This window comes from Pseudomonas putida, from assembly GCF_028682175.1.
Taxonomy (GTDB): domain Bacteria; phylum Pseudomonadota; class Gammaproteobacteria; order Pseudomonadales; family Pseudomonadaceae; genus Aquipseudomonas; species Aquipseudomonas putida_AD.
This window is the reverse complement of the sequence record NZ_JANHKS010000059.1, coordinates 1-24,045: the sequence shown is the minus strand read 5'-3', so window position 1 is coordinate 24,045 and position 24,045 is coordinate 1. Positions and strand designations below refer to the sequence as shown.

Sequence of the window (24,045 nt, the reverse complement as noted above, 5' to 3'; positions counted from 1 at the left end):
GGCTTTCGTCTTTAAAATCATTAAAAAAGCCGCATCGGATTGTACATCCGACGCGGCTTGATCGCGCCCACGCTCCGCGTGGGTATGCAGCCCGTGACGCTCTGCGTCAGACGGTCGCCCGGTTACACCTTGAAGTGGCTGACCAGCATCTGCAACTGGTTGCCCAAGCGTGCGAGTTCGACGCTGGAGGCTGCCGTCTCTTCGCTGGCGGCGGCGGTCTGTTCGGAGACGTCGCGCACGTTGATGATGCTGCGGCTGATTTCCTCGGCCACCGAGCTTTGCTGCTCGGCTGCCGCTGCGATCTGCTGGTTCATCGCCTGGATGTTGGACACCGTGTTGGTGATGCTTTCCAGCGAGGTGCCGGCCTTGCGGGTCAGGGCCACGCTGCTGTCGGTGAGGTTGCGGCTGCTGAGCATGATGTCCGAGACCTGGCGGGTGCCGTTCTGCAAGGCTGCGACCAGGCCTTCGATTTCTTCAGTGGACTGCTGGGTGCGCTGGGCCAGGCCGCGCACTTCGTCGGCCACCACCGCGAAGCCACGACCGGCTTCACCGGCACGGGCCGCTTCGATGGCAGCGTTGAGCGCCAGCAGGTTGGTCTGCTCGGCCACGGCCTTGATCACGTCCATCACCTTGCCGATCTTGTCGCTTTCCTGTTCCAGCACGCTCATCGCATCGGTGGAACGCACAACTTCGCTGGCCAGTTTCTCGATCTGGGCAATCGCCTCGCCCACGACCCGGTCGCCGTCCCGGGCTTCCAGGTCGGCAGCGCTGGCCGCGACCGAAGCCTGCTCGGCGTTGCGTGCGACTTCGTGAACGGTGGCCGACATTTCGTGCATGGCGGTGGCCACCTGATCGGTCTCGACCTTCTGGCTGTTGACCCCGGCGCTGGTCTGCTCGGTGACCGCCGACAGCTCTTCGGCGGCGCTGGCGATCTGGGTGACGCTGTCGCGAATCCCGCCGATCAGGTCGCGCAGGGTGGTGCCCATGCGCTGGATGCCTTGTTGCAGCACACCGAGTTCGTCCTTGCGGGTGACGATCAGGTCATGGGACAGATCGCCCGAGGCGATGCGGTCGACCACGGCCAGGGTTTGCTGCAAGGGCGTGGTGATCTGGCGGGTAATCAACACGGCGGCCAGGGCGCCGAGAATCAGTGCCAGCAGGGTCGCGGCGATCTGCAGGGTGCGCGCCTGCTGGGTATCGGAATCGCCCAGGGTGACTTGCAGGTCGATCAACTGGTTGGTCAGCTTGATGATGACGGCTTGTTCGTCCGTCATCTCGGCGCGGGCAGCGTTGATGTTGTCGGTGGCGGTCTTGAAGCCCTGGACCGAGCTGCGGTAGCCGATCAGCGAGGCCTCCAGTTGCTTGAGACGCTCGGCCTGGGTACCGCCGAAGGTGGCGTTGAGCTTTTCAAGGCCTGCGATGGCGCTGGACAGCTGGCGGGTTGCAGCTTCTTCGGTCTTGGCGGAGACGCTGCCGGTGTAGCCACGCACTTCGTAGCGCACCAGCATCACGTCTTCCTTGGCCTTGATGATGTCTTGGTACTGGGCGAAACGACGCTCGTCGGTCGGCTCCATTTTCATCACGTCATCGTTGATCTGCGCGATCAGCTCGGCGGCCTTCACCGCATCGACGCCCATGTCGGCGCGCACGGTGGCGCTGGCCTTGTAGCCGTCGCGCATCTTGTTCAGCGAGGTCTGGTAGGCGCTGATCTGTTCACCCAGCGCCTTGATGAGCGGAACGTTCGCAGGATTGACGAAGGTGCTCTGCAGGAACTGCTGCTGCGCCTTGTAGGCGTCGAGCGCGGTCTGCACAGTCTGCGCCACGGTTTCGTCGCCGTTGCTGAGCATGTATTGCAGGCGGGTGATGCGCAGGTCGGTGAGTTTGTTGGTCAGCTTGGAAATGTCAGCGACCCGGTCGCTGCGAAATTTCATGCTGCCAAGGCCATTCCAGCCGATCAGCGCAAGCAGGGCAGTGAAAATCAGTACGACGCCAAAGCCGAGGGCCAGCTTCATGTTGACGCTGATGTTGGCGAACCAGCTCTTCATCAAATATCTCCAGGATGTCCGTGTTCAGTAGTCGTCAGCTGGGAGCGTTGTTGTTATGGAAGGCCAGCGAAACAGTCAGATGTGAGAGTGCATCGGCTGCGTCGCGAAATTCTGAAAGAAATGTCCTACAAAGAGTGGCACGTGCCCGTAGCAGCACGGCTTGCCGGCGGGGGCGTCCTCGAAATCGCTCCCGCCGGCAAGCCGTGCTGCTACGTAGTCGTCAGGGCGTTACAGCTTTCTGGCGCCGTCAAACGCTGGCGTCAACTTTCCCGCCCCGCCTGTACCAGAGATGAAATATTTCAACTATCGACCGTGGTCGCGAGCCCATATCGTGTACTGGCTAAATCCTCCGCCAATGGTGGCGTATTACTAGAACCAGTACGGAAGCCGCGTCATGGAACCTGTTCAGCGATTCACCACCCTCGACAGTTTTCGAGGGGTATGCGCAGTGTTGGTCGTGTTTTTCCATCTGCATGTCGTTGATACTTTTGTCGAGCTGCCGTTTTTCCGTCGAGATGAGGTGCTGCTCAACTTCTTCTTTGTGCTCAGCGGGTTTGTCCTGGCCCACAGCTATGGCATGAAGCCGAATCTCTCGTTCAAGTCCTTCTTCATTTCCAGGTTTTTCCGCATCTACCCGCTGCACCTGGTGATGCTCGGGGTGTTCCTGGTGTTCGAGACGCTGCGCTGGCTGGCCTACAAGAAAGGCTTCTATCTCAATAACGTGCCCTTCACCGGGTTGTTCGACCCTCGGGAAATCCTGCCGAACCTGTTCCTGGTGCAGGCCTGGACGCCGTTCACTGAACCCATGTCGTTCAACTATCCGTCCTGGACCATCAGCATCGAGTTCTACCTCTACATGCTGTTCGGCATGCTGTGCCTGTTGTCCCTGCGCAATCGCTACCTGATGTTTGCCTGCGTGTCGGTGCTGGCGTTCGTGTTGATCTTCTCGGGCAATGAGCCCTTGGTTGAGCGCGCAATGCAGGGGCTGTCGTGCTTCTTTGCCGGAAACGTCACTTACCTGGGCTATCTGCTGATTCGCGACCGGTTCATCCCAAGGCCCTGGCTGATGACCGTGCTGGAGTGCGCGGTGATGTACGCCACCTGGTGGATTGTCATGAATGACTTCGACCACCGCCTGCCCATCGGCAGCCTGACGTTCTGTGGGCTGGTGCTGTTGTTCGCGTTCGAGGGCGGGCTGGTCTCGGCGTTTCTCAAGACCGGGGTGTTCGTGCTGCTGGGCAAGCTTTCGTATTCGATCTACATGACCCATGCAGCCTTGATCTTCTGCTTTTCGGCGATCTTCATCGTCGCGCAGAAGGTGACCGGGCAACCGCTGGCGCCGATGATCGACGGGCAACGCTTCATGGACACGGGCTCCGTGTTTTTCAACAACCTGTTCGCCGTGGGTGTGACGCTGCTGGCGGTGGGGCTTGCGGCGCTGGCGCACAAATACATCGAGATGAAGGGCTATGAGCTGGGCAAGCGGGTGGCGAATCCTGCGGCGTCCAGGCCCGCCGCCGAACCGGCTGATACCCGCTTGAGAACTCGGGCGACGGTCAGCGATTGAGCCAGGCGGCCATGCCCAGTCCGGCGGCGCGGCCACTGGCAAAACAGGCGGTGAGCAGATAGCCGCCGGTGGGGGCTTCCCAGTCGAGCATCTCACCGGCGCAGAACACCCCCGGCATGGCGCTGAGCATCAGTTGCTCATCCAGCGCTTCGAAAGTCACGCCACCGGCGGTGCTGATCGCCTCGTCCAGCGGGCGGGGGCGGATCAGTGTCAGCGGCAGGTGTTTGATTGCCTGGGCCAGCGCTGCCGGATCGGCGAACGCCTCGGCTGGCGCCAGCTCGCGCAGCAATGCCGCCTTGACTCCGTCGATCCCGACCTGACTGTGCAGATGCTTGGACATCGAGCGCGAGCCACGGGGTTTGCTCAGTGCCTTGTGGATATCTTGCAGACGCTTGCCGGGCAGCAGGTCGATCTCGACCGTGGCCTCGCGCTGCTGGTTGATCGCCTCGCGAATCTGCGCCGACAGCGCGTAGACCAGGCTGCCTTCAATGCCGGTGGCAGTGACCACGCATTCGCCCAGGCGCAATTCCTGACCCTGCAACCCCATGGCGATGTTCTTCAGCGGCGCCCCGGCAAACTTGCCCTTGAGCACATCACTCCAGCCTGACACTTCGAAGCCACAGTTGGCCGCCTGCAACGGCGCCATCTGCACACCGCGCTGTTCCAGCAGCGGCAGCCACGCGCCATCCGAGCCCAGCCGCGCCCAACTGGCGCCGCCCAACGCGAGCAAGGTGGCATCCGGCTGGATCGTCAATTCGCCTTCGGGGTTGGCGATGCGCAGGCTGCCATCGGCATTCCAGCCCAGCCAGCGATGGCGGGTGTGGATAACTACGCCGGCGTCGCGCAGGCGCTTGAGCCAGGCACGCAGCAATGGCGCGGCTTTCATGTCGGTGGGAAAAACCCGGCCGGAGGTGCCGACGAAGGTCTGGATGCCCAGCCCGTGAATCCATTCGCACAGCGCCTGGGCGTCCATCCCACGCAGCAGGGGTGCGATCATCGGTGCGCGTTCGGCGTAGCGCGAGAGAAAGGCCGGGTAGGGCTCGGAGTGGGTGATGTTCATGCCGCCGACGCCGGCCAGCAGGAATTTGCGCCCCACCGATGGCATGGCGTCGTATAGATCGACCTTGCACCCCGCCTGGCTCAGCACTTCGGCGGCCATTAAACCGGCAGGCCCACCCCCGATGATGGCGACGGATTTTGCGGAGTTGGCGGTGCTGGAAGTCATGGGCAAGCTGCGGATCGATGAAGTAGGGCGCGCATTCTACCCGAGCCTCGTGACGAATGAGCGACCTGTGGAAAACTATTGAGCAAAAAACGTACAGCGTGCGCCAGGCCTTGCGCGGTGTGGGGTCTGAACCCTTGCACTCAGGTTATCCACAGGCCGCTCCACAGCGGATGTGGGTAACTGCATGACGCACCACAACCCTGTAGGAGTGAGCTTGCTCGCGATAGCGTTCTGACTGTGCAGCAAGTGGTGGCTGATAGTGCGCAATCGCGAGCAAGCTCACTCCTACAGGTCTTGGATTGCAGGTTACAGCCCTTCCGAGACCCACACCCGCTGCGCGCTGTGATGCAAAATCCCGTGCCGACGCGCCAGTGCCTCGCGATCCTTGCTGTATCCACCGCCGATCACGCCCATCACCGGGATGTCCCGCCCCAGGCAGTGGCGCATCACCGCTTCATCGCGGCGGGCCACACCGCTGTCGGTCAGTTGCAGGTAGCCCAGGGCATCGTCCTTGTGCACGTCAACGCCTGCGTCGTACAGCACCAGGTCAGGTTGATACAGCGGCAGCAGGTAATTGAGCGTGTCGTCGACTACCTTCAGGTAATCGGCGTCGCCCATGCCCATCGGCAGCGGGATGTCCCAGTCACTTTGCGCCTTGCGCGCCGGGAAGTTCTTTTCGCAGTGCAGCGAGACCGTGATCGCGTCTTCGGTGTGTTCCAGAATCCGCGCTGTGCCGTCACCTTGATGCACGTCGCAGTCGAAGATCAGCACCCGGTGCACCCGGCCGCTCTGCAGCAGGAAATGGCTGATGATCGCCAGGTCGTTGAAAATGCAGAAACCGGCGGGGTAGTCGTAATGAGCGTGGTGGGTGCCTCCGGCCAGATGGCAGGCCAGGCCGTGCTGCAGGGCCTTTTCGGCCGTCAGCAGCGAGCCGCCGACGGCGCGCACCGTACGTCGGGCCAGATCCTCGCTCCAGGGCAGGCCCAGGCGGCGCTGGTCCTCGCGGGAAAGGTCTCCGTCCATGTACCGACGGATGTAGGACGGATCATGGGCCAGCGCAAGAATGTCCTCCGGGCAGATCTGCGGACGAAACAACTGAGCATCCGTGGTCAGGCCGCTGTCGATAAGGTGGTCGTGCAGCAGCCGAAACTTGTCCATCGGGAAACGATGGTCGGGTGGAAACTCGGGGCTGTAGTCTTCATGGTAGATAAGTGGAAGAGACATGGTGCGCACGTGCAGGATTCGAGAGGCAATCTTGCCAGTTATGGCCGCGAGCGCACAGGGAATTGCCCAACAAGTGGGCTGTCGGACTGACAGCCATTCGGGAAGCGGGGCAGGGGAGACGTTTCAATGGAGCCGATACTCGAGCTCAATAGCGCACGCTTGCTGATGCGCCAGTGGCGCGATGACGATTTGCAGGCGTTCGCGGCGATGTGCGCCGATCCGCAGGTCATGCGGTACTTTCCGGCACCCATGAGCCGCCTGGAGAGCGCCAAGATGATCGGGCGCATTCGTGGCCATTTCGCCGAATACGGTTTCGGCCTTTGGGCGCTGGAGCGCAAGGACACCGGCCAATTCATCGGTTTCACCGGGCTGAACGTGGTGGGCTTCGACGCATCCTTCACCCCGGCGGTGGAGATCGGCTGGCGCCTGGCCCGCGAGCACTGGGGGCTGGGTTACGCCAGCGAAGCGGCCTGGACCGTGCTCGGCTGCGGTTTCGAGCACGTGGAGCTGGACGAGATCGTGTCCTTTACGGCGGTCAGCAACCTGCCTTCGCAAAAGGTCATGCAGGCCATCGGCATGCGTCATGAGCCGAGCGACGATTTCGAGCATCCGAACCTGCCCGCCGAGCACCCGTTGCGCCCGCATGTGCTGTACCGCATCAACCGTCAGCAGTGGCTCGCCACCTTGTGATTGGCGGGAATCGCGCTACAAACATCTGTATCATTTCGCACAGACTGTGACGAATACGTGCGAGACGACTGTGTGTGAGGAGCTGGGAATGAGCCATGTGCTGGATGATCTGGTAGCGCTGCTGAGCCTTGAACCGATCGAAGAAAACCTTTTCCGTGGCCGCAGCCAGGACCTGGGCTTTCGCCAGTTGTTTGGCGGGCAAGTGCTGGGCCAGTCGTTGTCAGCGGCGAGCAAGACTGTCGAAGACGCCCGCCATGTGCATTCGTTGCACGGCTATTTCCTGCGCCCGGGTGACGCCCATCTGCCGGTGGTCTACCAGGTTGACCGGGTTCGCGACGGCGGCAGCTTCAGCACCCGGCGCGTGACGGCGATCCAGAAGGGGCACCCGATCTTCACCTGCAGCGCGTCCTTTCAATACGACGAAGAAGGCTTCGAGCACCAGAGCCAGATGCCGCAAGTGGTCGGTCCGGAAAACCTGCCTTCGGAACTGGAGCTGATGCGCCAGCGCGAGCACCTGATTCCGGCGCACATGAAAGACAAACTGCTGTGCCCCAAACCCATCGAGTTTCGCCCGGTGACCGAGTCCGACCCCTACAACCCCAAGCCGACCGATCCTGTGAAATACGTGTGGTTCCGGGCGGATGGCGAGTTGCCGGACATCCCCGCGCTGCACAAATACATGCTCGCCTATGCCTCGGACTTCAATCTGCTGACCACCTCCCTGCTGCCTCACGGCAAGACGGTCTGGCAGAAAGACATGCAGATCGCCAGCCTCGACCATTCGCTGTGGTTCCACGGTGAGCTGCGCGCCGATGACTGGTTGCTCTACGCGATGGACAGTCCCTGGGCCGGAAACTCCCGTGGCTTCTCTCGCGGCAGCGTGTACAACCGCGCAGGTACGCTCGCAGCCTCGGTCAGCCAGGAAGGGTTGATTCGCCATCGCAAGGACTGGGCATGAGCCTTTCGCAGCTGCGCCACTGGGTATTCGACATGGACGGCACGCTGACCATCGCCGTGCATGACTTCCCGGCCATCAAGCGCGCGCTGGGCATTCCCCAGGAAGACGACATTCTCGGCCATCTGGCAGCCTTGCCCGCCGATGTTGCGGCGGCCAAGCATGCGTGGTTGCTGGAACATGAGCGTGAACTGGCAGTGGCGTCGAAGCCTGCGCCGGGTGCCGTGGAACTGGTCAAGGAGCTGGCCGGGCGTGGCTATCGCCTGGGCATCCTGACCCGCAACGCCCGGGAGCTGGCCCACGTGACGCTGAAGGCCATCGGGATTGCCGACTGTTTTCATGTCGATGACGTGCTGGGCCGCGACGAAGCACCGCCCAAGCCCGATCCAGGCGGGCTGCTCAAACTCGCCCAGGCGTGGAACGTCGAGCCGTCGCAGATGGTGATGGTCGGTGATTACCAGTTCGACCTGGCCTGCGGCAAAGCCGCCGGGACGCACACCGTGTTGGTCAACCTGCCCGAAAACCCCTGGCCGGAACTGACCGACTGGCATGCCGATGATTGCACGGCGTTGCGGGCGATGTTGGGCGGTACGCAAGGCTGATTAAAAGCAAAAACTGTGGGAGCGAGCTTGCTCGCGAAGGCTATTGCATGGCCGACACAGATGGGTCGATCTGGCCGCCGTCTTCGCGAGCAAGCTCGCTCCCACAGTGGGGCGTGTGTGCCGCCGACATCAATTGCTTTTAAACAACGCCGCCTGCCCCTCGGGCGAGGTGAACATCGCGTCGCCGTTGTGACCCACGCCTTTGACCTCGACCACACGCTGGTTCAAGCCCTCGGGATGGCGCTTGGTCAGGTAATCGAAGTAATTGTGCCCGCGCACCAGGCGATACGCCCCCTGCGCCTCGGCGCCGCAGTCCTTGTCCAGTGCCGGATGGTTCGGGTCGGTGTCCTGCTCGCCCAACAGGTAGGTGACGTCGCGTTTCACATAGGCCGCTTCAAGCTCGGCCGCCGTTTCCTTCCCAGCGTAGGGCGGCAACTTGTTCAGACCGTACTTCCAGGTGTCGAAACCTGGGCAACTGGCGGCGGTCACCGGCAGCGGACGGGTCGCGTCGAAGTACGCATAGGAAGACGGGTTGGCGATCACATACCGTAGCTTGATGCCTTCCTTCTTCAGCAGCGCGTCTTCCTTGCCGCCGATCATCGCGTAGCGCTGCACCACCTGCGCGCCACCGGAGTGCCCGGCAATCACGACTTCCTTGAGGTTCGGGAACAGCTTGCTGTCGGAGAGGCGTTTGAGAATATGGTCGATGACCACGAACGAGCTGACAGGCTTTGCTCCCAGCGACTTGTCGCCTGCCATCCAGTCATTGCGATGCCAGCGCAGGACGGTTTCCGGCAGGTGGTGGGCGGTGATGTCTTTCTCATCGAGGAACTGCGGCGCAATCAGCAGGGTTTTCGACCGCTGCTTGGACTGGTTGGCCGCGCGTTCGACGCTGCGCAGGTAGGTCTGGGCATTGCGCAAACGCCCGTGAAGCACAATCACCACCCGCTGGATTTGCGGGCTCGGGCGCACCCAGCTCTGGCTCAGCCCCAGGGTGGCCTGGGACGTTCCGTTGATCAGCAGCCGGTCGGGGCTGATGGATTTGACCGCCTGATCCGCAGCATGAGCGGTTACGCTCATCAGGGTGCCCAACAACAGGATCGAAAGCGGTTTCATCATGTGATCAGAGGCTCTTGGCGGCGAATGTATCGCATTGGTTGATTTGTCCCTGGGCAAAACCTGCCTTGAACCAGCGCACGCGCTGGGCAGACGTCCCGTGGGTGAACGAGTCCGGTACTACACGTCCCTGGCTTTGCTGCTGCAAACGGTCATCGCCGATGGCATTGGCCGCATTCAGCGCCTCTTCAATATCACCGGGTTCGAGCCAGTTCAAACGCTTTTGCGCGTTATAGGCCCAAACACCGGCAAGGCAGTCTGCCTGAAGCTCCTGGCGCACCAGCAGGCCGTTGTCACCCTCCATGCGCATGCCGCGCTGACGGGCGGCGTCAACTTTAGCCGAAACCCCGAGCAAGGTCTGCACATGATGGCCAACTTCATGCGCAATCACGTACGCCTGGGCAAAATCCCCGGCCGCCTTGAAACGCTGGCTCATCTCCTGGAAGAACGCCATGTCCAGGTAAACCCGCTGATCCCCCGGGCAATAGAACGGGCCGCTGGCCGATGTGGCATAACCGCAGGCCGACTGCACCTGGCCGCGGAACAGAATCAGCGTCGGGTCCTTGTACTGCCGTCCGCCCGCCTGGAACAGCTGGCGCCAGGTGTCCTCGGTATCCCCCAGAATCGCCCGCACGAACTCCGCCTGCTCATCGTTGGCCGGCGGCGCCTGACGCGTCTGCGGAGTCACCGCCGACGTCTGCTGCTGGCCCATCTGCCCGGCGATCTGCCCCAGGATCTGCATCGGGTCCTGACCGGTCAGCAGGCCGATGGCGACAATGATCACAATCCCGCCAAGCCCCAGCCCCTTGCCCCCAATGCGCAACCCACCCCCACCCCCGGTGTCGTCGCGCGCATCGACGACGTTGTCACTGCGACGTCCTTTTTTCCAGAGCATGGTAGGAACCCTCGGTTAGTAGTGTAGGAAGTGTAGACGGCGGGGGAGGCCGGCCGTCTGGTTAGCCGGAAAGTAAGAGGGGAGGTGAGGGAATTGGTTCAGGGCATGCCTTGATACTGTACGGGCATGCCCAGATGAGATTTTGTCAGGAGGTTGTTATTGCGTAATTCAAAATCGCCAGGCAGCCGCAATTAAGCAATAGCCAAATGTAAATGGCCCAAATTCGCCGCCTCAGAGACAGGGGTACCTTGAGGTGAGCATTTTCAGTGATGTCGCCTCGGCGATACATTATTCCGGGCATGTATATAAATGCGAAGATCATGCTCAACCGCATGTGCCTGCCGATGATTCCGCCTCCCCAAATATTTCTTGTATTGACGACTCCCGGGCAGTCGGACAGGTAGTGCTCAATGATGTCGAGATTTTTATGCCCGAACCGGGCCATGACGATAAGGTTGAGCAAAGTAGAAATGAACCAGGTCAATCCAGAGGCCAGAATAATAGGCATTTATGGCCTCCACTCGTAGATCAATTCCCCCATTCGTTCGCCAAACCTTTCTCCTCCAACGCCTCCTGCGTACCCACCTGCCGCCGCAGCGATGATTCCACACCCAATCACCCCCAGCCCTCCAGTAGTCACTCCAAAGACGACCATACACAGAGGTGTCAGAAAAGCTGTACCGAGTGTGCCTCCCGCCATCCCGCCGGCAATACCACCCGCTAGTTTGCTCCCCTCAACATACTTCGCCTTCCTGCACATCTCCTCCCGCCCCGTAATGCAAGCCTCTTTGATCTCCAGATGCGTCGAGTAAGCGTTCAACGCAATACCGATCGGCGTCCCGGCCTTCAACAATTTCGAAGCCTTGGCAATATGATTCAAACGGTCCGTATACCCCCGAAGCTCCCACGTATGCAGGTAACTCTTGGTGGATATCCCGAGCATTTTCTTGATCGACCCCTTGTTGTGCATTCCGGTCCCCCAGCGAGCGATACCCTCTAGTTGGCCATCGAGCCTGGCGAACAGCACGCGCCGCTGGTTGATGAACTCTTGCCTCGCGATGGGCGTGCCGCGTTTGAGAGAGAGCTGATGCAACCGCTGGATATCCTGCAGCGTTTTCTCCACGCCTTTGAGGTGGTTTTCCCAACTGCCAGTGGCGGCGCCGATCCCCAGCGAGCTGTAGCCCAGGATTTTCTGCAGAAGATCGTAGTTCGTGATGATCTCGCGATCCGATCCCACTTCGTTCCGGAACAGCGAGTGGTAGGTGCCATAGGCGAGTCTGGTCATCTCCGCTTCTTCGGGCGAGATGCGTGGTGTGGATTCGTCGGCAACCACCATGAGCTGGCCGGGCATGACCATGTTATTGCGCAAGTGGGCGTTGAGCTGATCGAACTTGGCGCCACCACCTACCTGCGCCTTGATGAGGGGGTAGTTCTGGAATCGGTCGTTGATGAATACATACGGCTTGCCTGCGACTGCCATTTTCCTGTCCTTGAGAAATGGGAAGCCCGCAGGATAGGAAAAGAGTTGAAGCGATACGATGGACAGGCGCGCAGTTTGAGCAAATTCAGAACAGCCCTACTCAAAGGGCTCAAAGTTCCTACAAGTCAGGCTGCTCAGCCTTCACCGACTGGATAAACGCCTGCATCGCCGAGGACTGAATCCGGTGTCGTCGGGTAATCAGTCCGTAGGGCGGCAGGCGTGCTTCGAAGTGGATCGGCAGGACCGCCAGCAGGTCGCGTCCGGCGTAGTCTTCGACCACGGAAACCGGGGTGACGCCGAGCATGTCGGTCTGCTGTACCAGCGAGAGCAGGGTCATGATGGAGGTGGTTTCGACGATGCTGTTGGGGATATCGACGCGGGCGTTGTGGAACACTTGGTTGATGATCGCGCGCATGGGGCTGGGTTGCTGTTGCAGTACCCAGGTTTCGTTTTGCAGGGCGGCCCAGCTCAGGTCCTTGGCGTGAACCAGCGGGTTCTGCGCGCCGGCGATCACGCACAGGGCTTCTTCGCCGAGGCTGTCGAACAACAGTTCTTCCGCACGTGCGCCGCCGGGGATGCGGCCCAGCACGACATCGAGCTGGTCTTGGAGCAGGGCCTGGACCAGCACGTCGCTGGTGTCGACCTGAATGCTCATGGACAGGCGCGGGTGGCTCTTTTTCAGGTTGGCGATGGTGCGGGTCAGCAGCCCGGAGGCCAGGGCTGGGATCGCGCCGACCGCCACGCGCCCCAGGTTGCCGGATTCCAGCGCCACCAGTTCCTCGCGCATGCCGCTCAGTTCGGCAAACACCATGCGCGCGTAATAGATGACGGTTTCGCCGAACGGCGTCGGGCGCATGCCCCGTGGCAGGCGTTCGAACAGCTCGACGCCCAAGAGATCCTCGGCTTCGTGCAGCATCTTGGTGGCCGCCGGCTGGGTCATGCCGATGTTGTCGGCCGCCCGGCGCAGCGAGCCGAACTCCTGCAGCGCCAGCATCAGCCGCAACTGGCGCAAACGCAGGCGGCTGTGGATAACGCTGGCTTCCGGAATTCGGGTCATGGCAGTGGCTCGCGCAAAAGTCTGCGGCGAGCCTGCCAAGAACTGCAACGCATTGCCAGCATTGCGTGTCATCACAGGGTTTTGGCCTTGATTGCATGACGATTGCGCCAGCCAAAGGCGGCTTTGATGCCAGCGCTGATGATGGGCCAGAACAGCATCGCCAACGCAGCGGTGGTCAGGCTGCCCACTAGCGGGTTGGACCAGAAGATGCCCAGTTGCCCATCGGAAAACAGCATCGACTGGCGAAACGCATCCTCGGCCTTGTCGCCCAGCACGGCGGCCAGCACCAGCGGGGCAATCGGGTAGCCGAGTTTCTTGAACAGATAACCCAGTGCGCCGAAGCCCAGCATCAGCATGACGTCGAACATCGAGTTGTGCACCGAGTAGGCGCCGATGGCGCAGACCATGATGATGATCGGAGCGATGATCGAGAACGGGATGCGCAGGATCGAGGCGAACAGCGGCACGGTCGCCAGCACAACCAGCAGGCTGACCACGTTGCCCAGGTACATGCTGGCGATCAGGCCCCAGACGAAGTCGTGTTGCTCGGCGAACAGCGTCGGCCCCGGGTGCAGGCCCCAGATCATCAGCCCGCCGAGCATCACCGCAGCGGTCGCAGAACCCGGGATGCCCAGGGTCAGCATCGGCAGCAAGGCGCTGGTGCCGGCGGCGTGGTCGGCGGTTTCCGGGGCGATGACGCCTTCGATTTCGCCCTTGCCAAAGTTGTCGCGGTTTTTCGAGAACTTGCGCGCGATGCTGTAGCTCATGAACGAGGCGGCAGTCGGGCCGCCAGGCGTTATGCCCATCCAGCAGCCGACCAGAGTGCTGCGCAGGATCGTGAACCAGTAACGCGGCAGTTTGGCCCAGGTGCGCAGGATCACCATCGGCGTGATGCGCGCATGTTCGCCACGGAACACCAGGCCCTCTTCGACGGTGCAGAGGATTTCACCGATGCCGAACAGGCCGATCACCGCGACTTCGAAGCTGATGCCGGTCATCAGTGCCGGTTGATCGAAGGTCAGGCGCAGGTTGCCGGAAACGGTGTCCATGCCCACAGCGGCCATGGCGAAGCCGATCATCATCGCGACCACGGTTTTCAGCGGCGGGTTCTTGCTCATGCCAATGAAGGTGCAGAAGGCCAGCAGGTACACCGCGAAGAACTCCGGCGAGCTGAAGGTCATGGCGAATTCGGCGATCCGCGTGGAAAGGAATGTCAGCAGCAACACCCCGGCCAGCGCACCGATCAGCGCCGAGCTGAAGGCCGCGGTCAGGGCTTCGGCGGCACGGCCATCGCGGGCCATGGGGTAGCCGTCGAAGGTGGTCGCCACCGACGACGGCTCACCGGGAATGTTGAACAGGATCGAGGTGATCGACCCGCCAAACAGCGCCCCCCAGTACATGCACGACAGCAGGATGATCGCCGACACCGGCGACATGGTGAACGTCAGCGGCAGCAACAGCGCCACGCCGTTGGGGGCGCCCAGGCCCGGCAACACGCCGACCAGGATGCCCAGCAGCACGCCAACGACCATCAGGCCGATGTGGCCCGGCGTGAGGATCAGGTTCATGCCTTGCAGCAGGGAATCGAATTCGCTCATTTCAGCGATCTCCACACAGAGCCGATCAGGTCACCCAGCGGGCCTGCATCCAGCGGCACCCGGAACCACAGATCAAAGATCAGGTAACTGGCCAGCACCGCGCCCACTGACACCGCGCCGATCTTCCACGTGCCGTAGGGCGTGGCGCGGGTCTTGTCGCGCCACATGAACCAGGCGATGAACACCGCTGAGGCGAGGTAGATCCCGGTGAACGGCATGGCGCAGACGAACAGCGCGATGGGAATGAACACCGACAGCACCTGGCGGAACTCACCACGGCTGACGAAACTGACGCTTAGCGGTTTCCAGCGAATCAGCGCGAGCACGCCATTGGCCAGGCTTGCCGAGGCCAGCAGCAGGCCGATGTAGAACGGGAAATAACCAGGCTCCGGACCGGCGTCGCCCCAGCCGATGCCTTGCTCGACACTGCCGAACATCACCACCACGCCAATCACCAGCGTGAACAACGCAAGCCCCAGCTCGACCCAACGGGTGCCAACCAGGGAGCTTGAGTGAGAAGAATTGGACATCAGACACCTCCAGCGAATGACGGCCGCCCGCGCCCCGGCAGGAGGCGGGCGGTGACAGGGCAGGTCAGTTGCGCAGCCAGCCAGCGTCCTTGAACACCGGTGTGGCGCGGGCGGTGTCTTTCTCGATGTAGGCCGTCAACTGTTCGCCTTCGAGGAAGGTCGGCACCAGCGCGTTCTGTTTCACGTAGGCCTTGAATTCAGGCGTCTCGGAAACCTTGCGCATCAGTTCGGTGTAGAACGCCCGCTGTTCTGCGGTGACATTGCCCGGCATGAAGATGGTGCGCGGGAAGCGGTATTGATCGATGCCAAGGCCGGCCTCGTGGCAGGTCGGTACGTCGGCCCAGGATTTATCCCCGGCGACCTTGTCGGTGTAGCCCATGCGCTCCTGGCTGAAGACGCACAGCGGCTGCACTTGATCGCCGCGCCACTGGCTGATGCTTTCAGCGGGGTTGTTGACGTTGGCGGCGATGTGTTTGCCGGCCAGTTGGGTGGCGGCCTCGCTGCCGCTCTTGAACGGGATGTAGGTCAGCTTGGTGCTGTTGGTCTGGTTCAGCAGCAGGGTCAGGGTCTGGTCGACATCCTTGGACTGACTGCCGCCCATGCGCAGTTTCGACGGGTCAGCCTTGACCGCTTCGACGAAGCCCTTGGCGTCTTTCCATGGCGCGTCCTTGTAGGTCCAGAGGATGAAATCGTCTTCGGCCACGGCAGCGACGGGCGTCAGTTCCTGCCATTCGTAACCGAGTTTGGAGACCAGCGGCAGCAGGTAGATGTTGTTGGTGGCGATCACCAGTTTGTCGGCGTCGCCCTTGGAGACTTTCATGTCGAGGAAGGCTTCGGCACCGTTGCCGCCGCCCTTGTTCAGCACCACCGTGTTTACATCTAGTAACTTATGCGTGCTGATGATCGACTGGATCAGCCGGCCCAACTGGTCGGTGCCGCCGCCTGGCCCACCGGCCACGACGATCTCGACATTCTTGTCAGGTTGCCATGCTGCCAGAGCGAGAGTGGGAAGGGCCGTGGCGCACATCAGTGTGCAGCCGAGCAGCAAACGGGACGCGCGTCGGAAGGATGCGGTTCGCATGATGATCCTCTTTTTTGTATTTGTTATGAGCGGCCGTCATCGTGATCGACCATGGACCGAGTGTGTGAAAGTTGCTATGTCGCGTCTAGTCAAAACATCAGATACACCGATAGCCTGGGGTTATATGTAATTGGGGATGACTGTAGGAGCGCGCTTGCCCGCGACGGGAGGCGTCAGGCGATGGAGATGTGGCGGTAGATCGGACGTCATCGCGAGCAAGCTCACTCCTACAGGGGCGTGGTGGCTGTTACGGGAGGCTTCAGGCGATGTAGATGTGTGGGATGTACTGGCGTCGTCGCGGGCAAGCGCGCTCCTACGAAGGCGCCGCGATCCTGTATGAGTGACCGGGGTAGTGCTCCACCTTGCTCGCGATCAGGTTTCAGCCGCGCAGAGATACCCGAAAACACACCCAACCCGACACGTCGCGCGATATCCTCCAGCTATCACCGTATTTCCAGTTTTGATTAGACGGTTATCGCTTGCGCCTCGATAGTGGCTGCCAAGACCGGCGCGTTCGCAGAAGTGCGTCGACAATAAGAACAACAAATCGAGGTACGCACCCATGGCTCGCAGCAGCGCCGATGTGCCCTTGTCCGCAACGGGCGACTCCTTTGCTCCTCCTGTTTCCACCGTGGCCAGTTCGGCCCGGGCCAGCACGGTGCGCTGGCGTATCTTCGCCATCATCTTCGTGCTGACCATGGTCAACCTGATCGACCGGGTTTCGCTGTCCATCGCGATGCCGACCATCGCCAAGGAATTCACGCTCTCCCCGGCCATGCAGGGCCTGATTCTCAGCAGCTTTTTCTGGGCTTATGCGCTGTTGCAGATTCCGGGTGGCTGGATGATCGACCGCTTCGGGCCGCGCCGGGTGATTACCTGGTCGACCGGGCTGTGGGGCGCGTTTCAGGTGCTGGCCGGTTTTGCCACGGGCGGTGCGTCGCTGTTGTTTGCGCGGATGTTTCTGGGCGCTGCCGAAGCGCCGTTGTTTCCCTCGGGCGGCAAGCTGATTTCCCTGTGGCTGGCGCCAAGCGAGCGCAGCCGCGGGGCGGTGATGATGGACAGCGGCAGCCCGCTGGGTGTGGCGTTGGGCGGCCTGATTATCGCGTACCTGATTGTCTCGCTGGATTCCTGGCGCATGGCGTTCGTCATCGCCGGTATCGCCACGCTGGTGCTGGGCTGGGTGTCGTGGCGCTACCTGCGTGACGACCCATCGGTGCATCCGCAGGTCAACGCGGCGGAGCTTGAGAAGATCAACGCCGGCCGCGAAACCCCGGCCGCCGAAGCCGCGCGGGCCAAGGTAAAAGGGCTGGGCATCGCCGCCCGTTCGCTGACGGGGCTGCTGGTAGGGCGTTCGACCTGGGCGATGGTGTATTTCGGTCTGTTGACCTGGGGCCCGAGCTATCTGGCCCAGGCCCGGGGCTTCGACATCAAGGGCATCGGCTTTGCCACCTTCGTGATCTTCATCTGTGGCTCCCTGGGTTCGCTGACTGGCGGTTTCCTCTGCGACGGGCTGATTCGCAAGGGCGTGCGCCGTGGCCTCGCGGTCAAGGGCCTGCTGACGTTTTCCGGTGTCATCGCCCTCTGCGCTCTGCTGCTGTTGCCACGAATGAGCGACCCGATCGCTGCCGTCGCACTGCTGGCCATGACCGCGTTCTTCCTGATGTGGGGCAGCCTCTACTGGAGCTTCCCGGCATTGCTGGCAGCACCGGCTCGCGTCGGCCTGATCGGCGGTGTGATGAACCTGGCGGGCAGTATCGGTGGCATCTTCGTGCCGATCCTGGTGGGCGTGATCCTGCAGTACTTCGGCGGCTTCGGCGCGGTGCTGGCGTTCTTCGCGATCTGCGCGGCGCTGTTCGTCCTTGCCACGCTGCTGATCAGCCTGGATGGCAAGCAGGAGGCGGGCAATGTCTGATGCCCTCTACACCGGGCCGATCGTCGACGCCCATCATCACTTCTGGGACCCGCAGGCCAACTATCATCCCTGGCTTGCCGAAGACGCCAACATCCCGTTTCGCTACGGGGACTACTCGGCGATCAAGCGGCGCTATCTGCCACCGGAGTATTTCGCTGACGCAACGCCCCACAACGTGGTGCAGACCGTCTACGTCGAGACCGAATGGGACCCCCGCGACCCGATTGGCGAAACCCGATTCATCGAGCAGATCGCCGCCCGCTACGGCGTGCCCAATGCCGTGGTGGCCCAGGCCTGGCTCGATCATCCGGATGCCTTGGCGGTGTTGGCCGAGCAGGCGCTGTTTCCCAGCGTGCGCAGCGTGCGGCACAAGCCGGGCGGGCCGCAGTCGCCCGAGCAGGTGGGTGAACAACGCACCCTGATGAGCGATGACCACTGGCGACGCAGCTACGCGGCATTGCACGAACTGGGGCTGCGTTTCGACCTGCAGACGCCCTGGTGGAACCTGCCCGAAGCCGAACTCCTGGCGCGGGACTTTCCAGAGACCACGCTGATTCTCAACCACGCCGGCCTGCCGTCGGATCGCAGCGGCGAAGGCCTGGCTGGCTGGCATGGGGCAATGGCACGGCTGGCCGAGCAGTCCAACGTGGTGGTGAAGATTTCCGGTCTTGGCCTCAAGGGCAAACGCTGGAGCAGCCAGGACAACCGCTGGATCGTGCGCGAAATCATCGCCATGTTCGGCAGCGAGCGGGCGATGTTCGCCAGCAACTTTCCGGTCGACAGCCTGTGCGGCTCGTTCGACGACATCTACAGCGGTTTCAAACACATCGTTCGTGATCTGCCGCACGCCGATCAGGAGCGTCTTTTCTACAGCAACGCACAGCGTATCTACCGTTGTGCGCCGTCTGCCGTGGCGAGCCCGTGGCAAGAACAGTTGAGGAGTCAGGCATGAACAAAACCCGAATCGCGATGGTGCTCGGCGACCCCGCAGGCATCGGTCCGGAACTGATCGCACGGTTGCTCAGCGATGAAAAAGTACGCAGCCAGGCCCAAGTGCTGCTGATCGCCGACGAGAGCGAAATGCGCCGGGGCATGGACATCGCCGGGCTGTCGTTTCCCTACCGGCAGATCGACTCGCTGGACGGGCTGGATTTTCGCGATGACACGCCGCTGTTCTACAACTATCGCGGCGATGCCGTGGGGGAGTTTCCACGCAGTGAAGCCAGCGCCATCGGTGGGCGCTACTGCCTGGATACGCTGAAAATCGCCCTTGACCTGACCGCCGCCAAGACGACTAACGCGGTGCTGTTCGGGCCATTGAACAAGACCTCGCTGCACATGGCCGGCATGGCTCACAACGACGAGCTGCACTGGTTTGCCGAGTTGCTGGGCTTCGACGGGCCGTTCTGTGAGTTCAACGTGCTGGACCGGTTGTGGACGTCCCGCGTGACCTCCCACGTCGCGCTCTCGGCCGTGCCCGGCATGCTGACCCAGGAGCGGGTGATCGAGGCGATCCGCCTGATCGACACTGCCCTCAAGCGCAACGGCCTGAAGGCGCCACGCATCGGTGTGTGTGGCTTGAATCCGCACAACGGCGACAACGGCTCGTTCGGTCGCGAGGAGCTGGACATCATCGGCCCTGCGGTGAAAACGGCGCAGGCTCAGGGGATGAACGCCGATGGGCCGTATCCGGGCGACACGATTTTCCTGAAAGTGCAGGGCGATGCCAGCGCGTTTGACGCGGTGGTGACGATGTACCACGACCAGGGCCAGATCGCGATCAAGCTGATGGGCTTCTCCCGTGGCGTCACGGTGCAGGGCGGCCTGCCGATCCCGATCACCACGCCCGCCCATGGAACCGCGTTCGATATCGCAGGGCAGGGCAAGGCCAACGTCGGGGCGATTCGCCAGGCCTTCGAGATTGCCTGCCGGATGGGGCAGAGCAACGTCTGAGGGGTTAGCCCTTTCTCATGAAAAACCACGTTTGCCGCGAGCTGCTTTCGAGCGCCTTGCGGCTTTTTTGTGCCTGGTCGGTTGGGGTTGCCTGACCAGACGCCAGCATACCCGTAGCAGCACGGCTTGCCGGCGGGAGCGCCCTCAAGATCGCCCCCGCCGGCAAGCGGAGCGCCGCCCGGCCGGGCTGCTACGGGGAAGGCACTCGCTCCTATAACTCTATTGAGCAATCTTGATTTGCAGCGATCACCTGCGGCTATCACTGGATACGCATAAGTGATTAGCCGACCCCCCTGGCCTGTCGCTAAATTCTCCCCATCGACCCGCGGCGCAGCGCTTGCCGCATCGAACGACAACTACAAAAAGGCCAGCGTGCCACCGGTTGAAAGGAACCGCTCTCATGAAAATCAAGGCAATCCGTACCCGCGTATTCGAATGGAAAGGCAAGGTCGTCCCACCGCAGGCGCACTTCTGCACCAACGCCAGCGACATCCTCTTCGAGCGCGGCGATGCCATGGGCTCCTTCCGTTTCCACGGTTGGCTGGTGGTGGAAGTCGAGACGGACAACGGGATCGTCGGCATCGGCAACTGCGCCCTGGCGCCGCGGGTGGCCAAGGAAATCATCGACACCTACCTGGCTCCCATCGCCATCGGCGAAGACCCGTTCGACAACGAATACATCTGGCAGAAAATGTACCGCCAGAGCCACGCCTGGGGCCGCAAGGGCATCGGCATGGCGGCCATCTCGGCGATCGACATCGCCATCTGGGACATCATGGGCAAGGCGGTGAACAAGCCGGTGTTCAAACTGCTGGGCGGCCGTACCAAGGAGAAGATCTGGACCTACGCCTCCAAGCTGTACGCCAACGACAACCTGGACCTGTTCCTCGAAGAAGCCCAGGGCTACCTGAGCCAGGGCTTCACGGCGATGAAGATGCGCTTCGGCTACGGCCCCAAAGACGGCCCGGCAGGCATGCGTCGCAACATCGAACAGGTGCGTGCGCTGCGTGAACTAGCGGGTCCCGATGTGGACATCATGCTCGAATGCTACATGGGCTGGACCCTGGAATACGCCCGCCGCATGCTGCCTAAACTCGCCGAGTTCGAGCCGCGCTGGCTGGAAGAACCGGTGATCGCGGACGATCTGGAAGGCTACATCGAACTGAAGAAGATGGGCATCATGCCGATCTCCGGCGGCGAGCACGAGTTCACCTCCTACGGCTTCAAGGACATGCTCGAACGCCGCGCCGTCGACGTGATCCAGTACGACACCAACCGCGTAGGCGGCATCACCGCGGCCCGCAAGATCAACGCCATGGCCGAAGCCTGGTCGGTGCCGGTGATCCCCCACGCAGGCCAGATGCACAACTACCACCTGACCATGTCCACCACCGCCTCGCCGATGGCCGAGTTCTTCCCGGTGTTCGACGTCGAGGTCGGCAACGAGCTGTTCTACTACGTGTTCAAGGGCGAGCCTGCGCCGGTCAACGGCTACATCCAGCTGGACGACAACAAGCCGGGCCTGGGCCTGGAAATCTCGGATGAGTACCTGAGCGAGTTCAATATCATCGAGTGAAGGCTCGGAATCAATGGACGTGAGGAACTGTGGGAGCGAGCTTGCTCGCGAAGAGGCCTATCCATCCGCCGCATCTCTGATGGCCGGCCATCGCCTTCGCGGGCAAGCCCGCTCCCACAGGCTCACCAATAGCCGACAGGTCGCGCGGGATTCGCCGTCCCGGCCTGCATTCTGAAGAGATATCACATGCGCCTGATCCAATTCGAAAACAGCACCGGACAACGCCAGGTCGGCGTCGTCGAAGGTGCCCAGGTCCACGTCGTACGCAACACCACCAGCACCCGCGAACTGGCGCTGACCGCCATTCGCAGCCAACACAATCTGCAGGCAGAAGTCAGCCAGCGCGGCACCGAGCCGGGCCCTGACTACGCAGGCCTGCTGCACAACGGCCAGGTCCTGCCGCCGCTGGATCATGAAGACCCGGCCCACTGCCTCATCAGCGGCACCGGCCTGACCCACCTGGGCAGCGCCTCGGCCCGGGACAAGATGCACCAGCATGACGGTCAGGTCGAAGCCGGCATGACCGATACCATGAAGATTTTCAAATGGGGTATCGAGGGCGGCAAACCGGCGCAAGGCCAGGTCGGTGCGCAGCCGGAGTGGTTCTACAAGGGTGACGGCAGCATCGTGGTACGGCCGGGCGCTGACTTTCCGGTTCCGGGGTTCGCTGAAGACGCCGGAGAAGAACCCGAGCTGACCGGCCTCTACGTCATCGGTGACGACGGCCAGCCCTATCGCCTGGGCTACGCGCTGGGCAACGAGTTCTCCGACCACGTCATGGAACGCCGCAACTACCTGTACCTGGCCCACTCCAAGCTGCGCTACTGCGCTTACGGCCCTGAACTGCGTATCGGTGAGTTACCGCGTCACCTGTCTGGCATGAGCCGCATCAAGCGCGATGGTGAAGTGATCTGGGAGAAGGAATTCTTGAGTGGCGAGGACAACATGTGCCACAGCCTGGCCAACCTCGAATACCACCACTTCAAGTACGCGCAGTTCCTGCGTCCGGGCGATGTGCACATTCACTACTTTGGCACCGCGACCCTGTCGTTCGCCGATAGCGTGAAGACCCAGCCGGGGGATCGTTTCCAGATCAGCCTCGATGAATTCGGGGCGCCACTGGAGAACGGTATTGGCGAGGGTCCACGGGCGATCTCTATCGGTCAGGTCAAACCCTTGTAGGGGATGTCTTCTCGGGTGACGCCTCGGCGAAGTGGTTCACCTGGCGCAGGGTCTTGAACCCGACCATCCAGGTGCCCACCACGCCCAGGGTGCAGAGCCCGCCGATCACTGCGGCGGGAACTGCGCCGAACAGGGCCGCGCTGCTGCCGGCGCGGAACTCGCCCAGCTCGTTGGATGAGCCGATGAACAGCATGTTCACGGCGTTGACCCGGCCGCGCATCTCATCGGGTGTCGAGAACTGCACTAGGGTCGAGCGAATGTAGACGCTGACCATGTCAGCGGCGCCCGCGATCATCAGCGCCAGCAACGACAGCCAGAACAGCGTCGACAATGCGAACACCAGGTTCGCCAGGCCAAACACGGCCACCGCGATAAACATCACCAGGCCCACATGGCGGTCGAATGGCCGCGCTGCCAGGTAAAGGCCGGTACTCACTTCGCCCAGGCTCATCGCACTGCGCAGGGCGCCCAAGCCTTGCGGCCCCAGGTGCAGCACTTCATGGGCGTAGATCGGCAGCAGTGCCACCACGCCGCCCAGCAATACGGCGAACAGATCCAGGGAAATGGTCCCCAGAATGATTGGCCGCGAGCGGATGAAGGCGATGCCGGCGGTGAAGCGTTTCCAGGCCGTGGATTCAAGAATCTGTTTCTTGCCCGCGAAGAGCACCGGAACCCGCGTCAGCAACAACACGCCCGCAATGAAACTGCACATGCAGACGGTATAGGTCAGGCCTCCGCCGCCCAGTGCGTAAAGTCCGCCGCCGACCAAGGGGCCTGCGATGGTCGCAATGCGCATGATCATGCTGTTGGTGGCAATCGCCGAGGCCAGTTTTTCCCGTGGCACTACCTGAGGCAACAGGCTTTGCAGCGCGGGACCGGTGAACGCGCGGGCGCAACCGAACAGGGCCAGGGTGGCGTAGATCAGGCGGGTATCCTGGTGATGGGTCACCGAGAACAGCATCAGCATCAGACTGCACAGCGCCTGCACGATCCAGCTGATGCTCAGGATCAGCTTGCGGTCGTAGCGGTCGATCAGATCGCCGGCCGGCATCAACAGCAACAGCATCGGGATGAATTGCGCCAGGCCCACATACGCCAGCGAGATCGGGCTGCGGGTCATGTCGTAGACCTGCCAGGCCACGACCACCGCTTGGATCTGCATGGCGAAAACGGCCGCCAGGCGTGCCGTCAAAAAAGCGAAGAAGCCGGGAAGTTTGAGCGCGCTTTCGGAAGCGGTCGCAGAGGCAGGCGTTTCGGAACTCAAGGCAGGACATCCATCGAAGCGAGAGACGGCCGACTGTTATACACCGGTAAGCAGGTATATGCCGCTTACTGTCAGAAATTTAATGATGGATGA

Annotated in this window: 22 protein-coding genes and 1 pseudogene; 10 read left to right on the top strand and 13 right to left on the bottom strand. The window is 62.0% G+C overall.

Annotated elements, in window-relative coordinates; translation table 11 throughout:
• Positions 1–122: 122 nt before the first annotated feature.
• The gene (locus NPS29_RS28975) at positions 123–827 is read right to left on the bottom strand and encodes a methyl-accepting chemotaxis protein (protein ID WP_400784361.1); all 705 of its coding nucleotides are present in this window, start codon (positions 825–827) and stop codon (positions 123–125) included.
• A gap of 198 nt (positions 828–1,025) precedes the next feature.
• A pseudogene (locus NPS29_RS28970) lies at positions 1,026–1,931 on the bottom strand (methyl-accepting chemotaxis protein); the annotation flags it as partial.
• Positions 1,932–2,439: 508 nt separating this feature from the next.
• Between NPS29_RS28970 and NPS29_RS25620 the strand changes: the two are divergent.
• Positions 2,440–3,612, top strand: a complete 1,173-nt coding sequence (locus tag NPS29_RS25620; RefSeq protein ID WP_274136073.1) for an acyltransferase family protein — start codon at positions 2,440–2,442, stop codon at positions 3,610–3,612.
• Here the strand turns inward: NPS29_RS25620 and NPS29_RS25615 are convergent.
• Positions 3,602–4,837 (bottom strand): TIGR03862 family flavoprotein, encoded by a 1,236-nt coding sequence (locus NPS29_RS25615; protein WP_274136071.1) that lies wholly within the window; start codon positions 4,835–4,837, stop codon positions 3,602–3,604. The genes NPS29_RS25620 and NPS29_RS25615 overlap by 11 nt on opposite strands.
• A gap of 306 nt (positions 4,838–5,143) precedes the next feature.
• The gene (locus tag NPS29_RS25610; protein WP_274136068.1) at positions 5,144–6,061 is read right to left on the bottom strand and encodes a histone deacetylase family protein; all 918 of its coding nucleotides are present in this window, start codon (positions 6,059–6,061) and stop codon (positions 5,144–5,146) included.
• A 126-nt stretch (positions 6,062–6,187) separates the two neighbouring features.
• Here NPS29_RS25610 and NPS29_RS25605 point away from each other — a divergent pair, with 126 nt between their 5' ends.
• The 3 genes from NPS29_RS25605 to NPS29_RS25595 all read left to right on the top strand — a co-directional run bounded on the left by NPS29_RS25605 (position 6,188) and on the right by NPS29_RS25595 (position 8,308).
• Positions 6,188–6,751, top strand: a complete 564-nt coding sequence (locus NPS29_RS25605) for a GNAT family N-acetyltransferase (RefSeq protein WP_274136066.1) — start codon at positions 6,188–6,190, stop codon at positions 6,749–6,751.
• An 88-nt stretch (positions 6,752–6,839) separates the two neighbouring features.
• Positions 6,840–7,709, top strand: a complete 870-nt coding sequence (gene tesB / locus NPS29_RS25600) for an acyl-CoA thioesterase II (RefSeq protein WP_274136064.1) — start codon at positions 6,840–6,842, stop codon at positions 7,707–7,709.
• On the top strand, positions 7,706–8,308 hold the full coding sequence (locus NPS29_RS25595; protein WP_274136062.1) for an HAD family hydrolase: 603 nt from the start codon (positions 7,706–7,708) through the stop codon (positions 8,306–8,308). The genes tesB and NPS29_RS25595 overlap by 4 nt, the downstream gene beginning before the upstream one ends.
• Before the next feature lie 129 nt (positions 8,309–8,437).
• On the opposite strand, the gene NPS29_RS25590 is transcribed toward NPS29_RS25595, so the two are convergent.
• The 8 genes from NPS29_RS25590 to NPS29_RS25555 all read right to left on the bottom strand — a co-directional run bounded on the left by NPS29_RS25590 (position 8,438) and on the right by NPS29_RS25555 (position 16,065).
• Positions 8,438–9,427: an alpha/beta hydrolase gene (locus tag NPS29_RS25590; RefSeq protein ID WP_274136060.1), complete on the bottom strand. Its 990-nt coding sequence runs from the start codon at positions 9,425–9,427 to the stop codon at positions 8,438–8,440.
• Between the two features lie 4 nt (positions 9,428–9,431).
• Positions 9,432–10,319: a KPN_02809 family neutral zinc metallopeptidase gene (gene ypfJ / locus NPS29_RS25585; RefSeq protein WP_274136058.1), complete on the bottom strand. Its 888-nt coding sequence runs from the start codon at positions 10,317–10,319 to the stop codon at positions 9,432–9,434.
• A 145-nt stretch (positions 10,320–10,464) separates the two neighbouring features.
• Positions 10,465–10,827 carry a hypothetical protein gene (locus NPS29_RS25580; protein WP_274136056.1) on the bottom strand — a complete coding sequence of 121 codons (363 nt, stop codon included), beginning with the start codon at positions 10,825–10,827 and terminating at the stop codon, positions 10,465–10,467.
• Positions 10,828–11,799 carry a hypothetical protein gene (locus tag NPS29_RS25575; RefSeq protein ID WP_274136054.1) on the bottom strand — a complete coding sequence of 324 codons (972 nt, stop codon included), beginning with the start codon at positions 11,797–11,799 and terminating at the stop codon, positions 10,828–10,830.
• Between the two features lie 118 nt (positions 11,800–11,917).
• Positions 11,918–12,856: a LysR family transcriptional regulator gene (locus tag NPS29_RS25570; RefSeq protein ID WP_274136052.1), complete on the bottom strand. Its 939-nt coding sequence runs from the start codon at positions 12,854–12,856 to the stop codon at positions 11,918–11,920.
• Between the two features lie 71 nt (positions 12,857–12,927).
• Positions 12,928–14,454, bottom strand: a complete 1,527-nt coding sequence (locus tag NPS29_RS25565) for a tripartite tricarboxylate transporter permease (protein WP_274136050.1) — start codon at positions 14,452–14,454, stop codon at positions 12,928–12,930.
• Positions 14,451–14,984, bottom strand: coding sequence for a tripartite tricarboxylate transporter TctB family protein (locus NPS29_RS25560; protein ID WP_274136048.1), 534 nt, complete (start codon positions 14,982–14,984; stop codon positions 14,451–14,453). The genes NPS29_RS25565 and NPS29_RS25560 overlap by 4 nt, the downstream gene beginning before the upstream one ends.
• Positions 14,985–15,048: 64 nt before the next feature.
• Entirely contained in the window at positions 15,049–16,065 is a 1,017-nt protein-coding gene (locus tag NPS29_RS25555; RefSeq protein WP_274136046.1) for a Bug family tripartite tricarboxylate transporter substrate binding protein, read from the bottom strand.
• Positions 16,066–16,627: 562 nt separating this feature from the next.
• On the opposite strand from NPS29_RS25555, the gene NPS29_RS25550 reads away from it, so the two are divergent.
• From NPS29_RS25550 to araD1, 5 genes are all read left to right on the top strand, one after another.
• A complete protein-coding gene (locus NPS29_RS25550; RefSeq protein WP_274136044.1) occupies positions 16,628–17,977 on the top strand; it encodes an MFS transporter in 1,350 nt (449 codons plus the stop codon).
• Positions 17,970–18,929: an amidohydrolase family protein gene (locus NPS29_RS25545; protein WP_274136042.1), complete on the top strand. Its 960-nt coding sequence runs from the start codon at positions 17,970–17,972 to the stop codon at positions 18,927–18,929. Before NPS29_RS25550 ends, NPS29_RS25545 begins: the two co-directional genes overlap by 8 nt.
• Entirely contained in the window at positions 18,926–19,930 is a 1,005-nt protein-coding gene (locus NPS29_RS25540; protein ID WP_274136040.1) for a 4-hydroxythreonine-4-phosphate dehydrogenase PdxA, read from the top strand. The genes NPS29_RS25545 and NPS29_RS25540 overlap by 4 nt, the downstream gene beginning before the upstream one ends.
• Positions 19,931–20,330: 400 nt before the next feature.
• Complete coding sequence (locus tag NPS29_RS25535) at positions 20,331–21,506, top strand: L-rhamnonate dehydratase (RefSeq protein ID WP_074756263.1); 1,176 nt, start codon at positions 20,331–20,333, stop codon at positions 21,504–21,506.
• A gap of 186 nt (positions 21,507–21,692) precedes the next feature.
• Positions 21,693–22,688 carry an AraD1 family protein gene (gene araD1 / locus NPS29_RS25530; RefSeq protein ID WP_274136038.1) on the top strand — a complete coding sequence of 332 codons (996 nt, stop codon included), beginning with the start codon at positions 21,693–21,695 and terminating at the stop codon, positions 22,686–22,688.
• On the opposite strand, the gene NPS29_RS25525 is transcribed toward araD1, so the two are convergent.
• Positions 22,675–23,850 carry an MFS transporter gene (locus NPS29_RS25525; RefSeq protein ID WP_274136037.1) on the bottom strand — a complete coding sequence of 392 codons (1,176 nt, stop codon included), beginning with the start codon at positions 23,848–23,850 and terminating at the stop codon, positions 22,675–22,677. The two genes, araD1 and NPS29_RS25525, sit on opposite strands and share 14 nt — an antisense overlap.
• Between NPS29_RS25525 and NPS29_RS25520 the strand changes: the two genes are divergently transcribed.
• Positions 23,849–24,045, top strand: a 197-nt coding sequence (locus tag NPS29_RS25520) for a hypothetical protein (RefSeq protein ID WP_274136035.1), incomplete at its 3' end; no start/stop codon positions are given. The genes NPS29_RS25525 and NPS29_RS25520 overlap by 2 nt on opposite strands.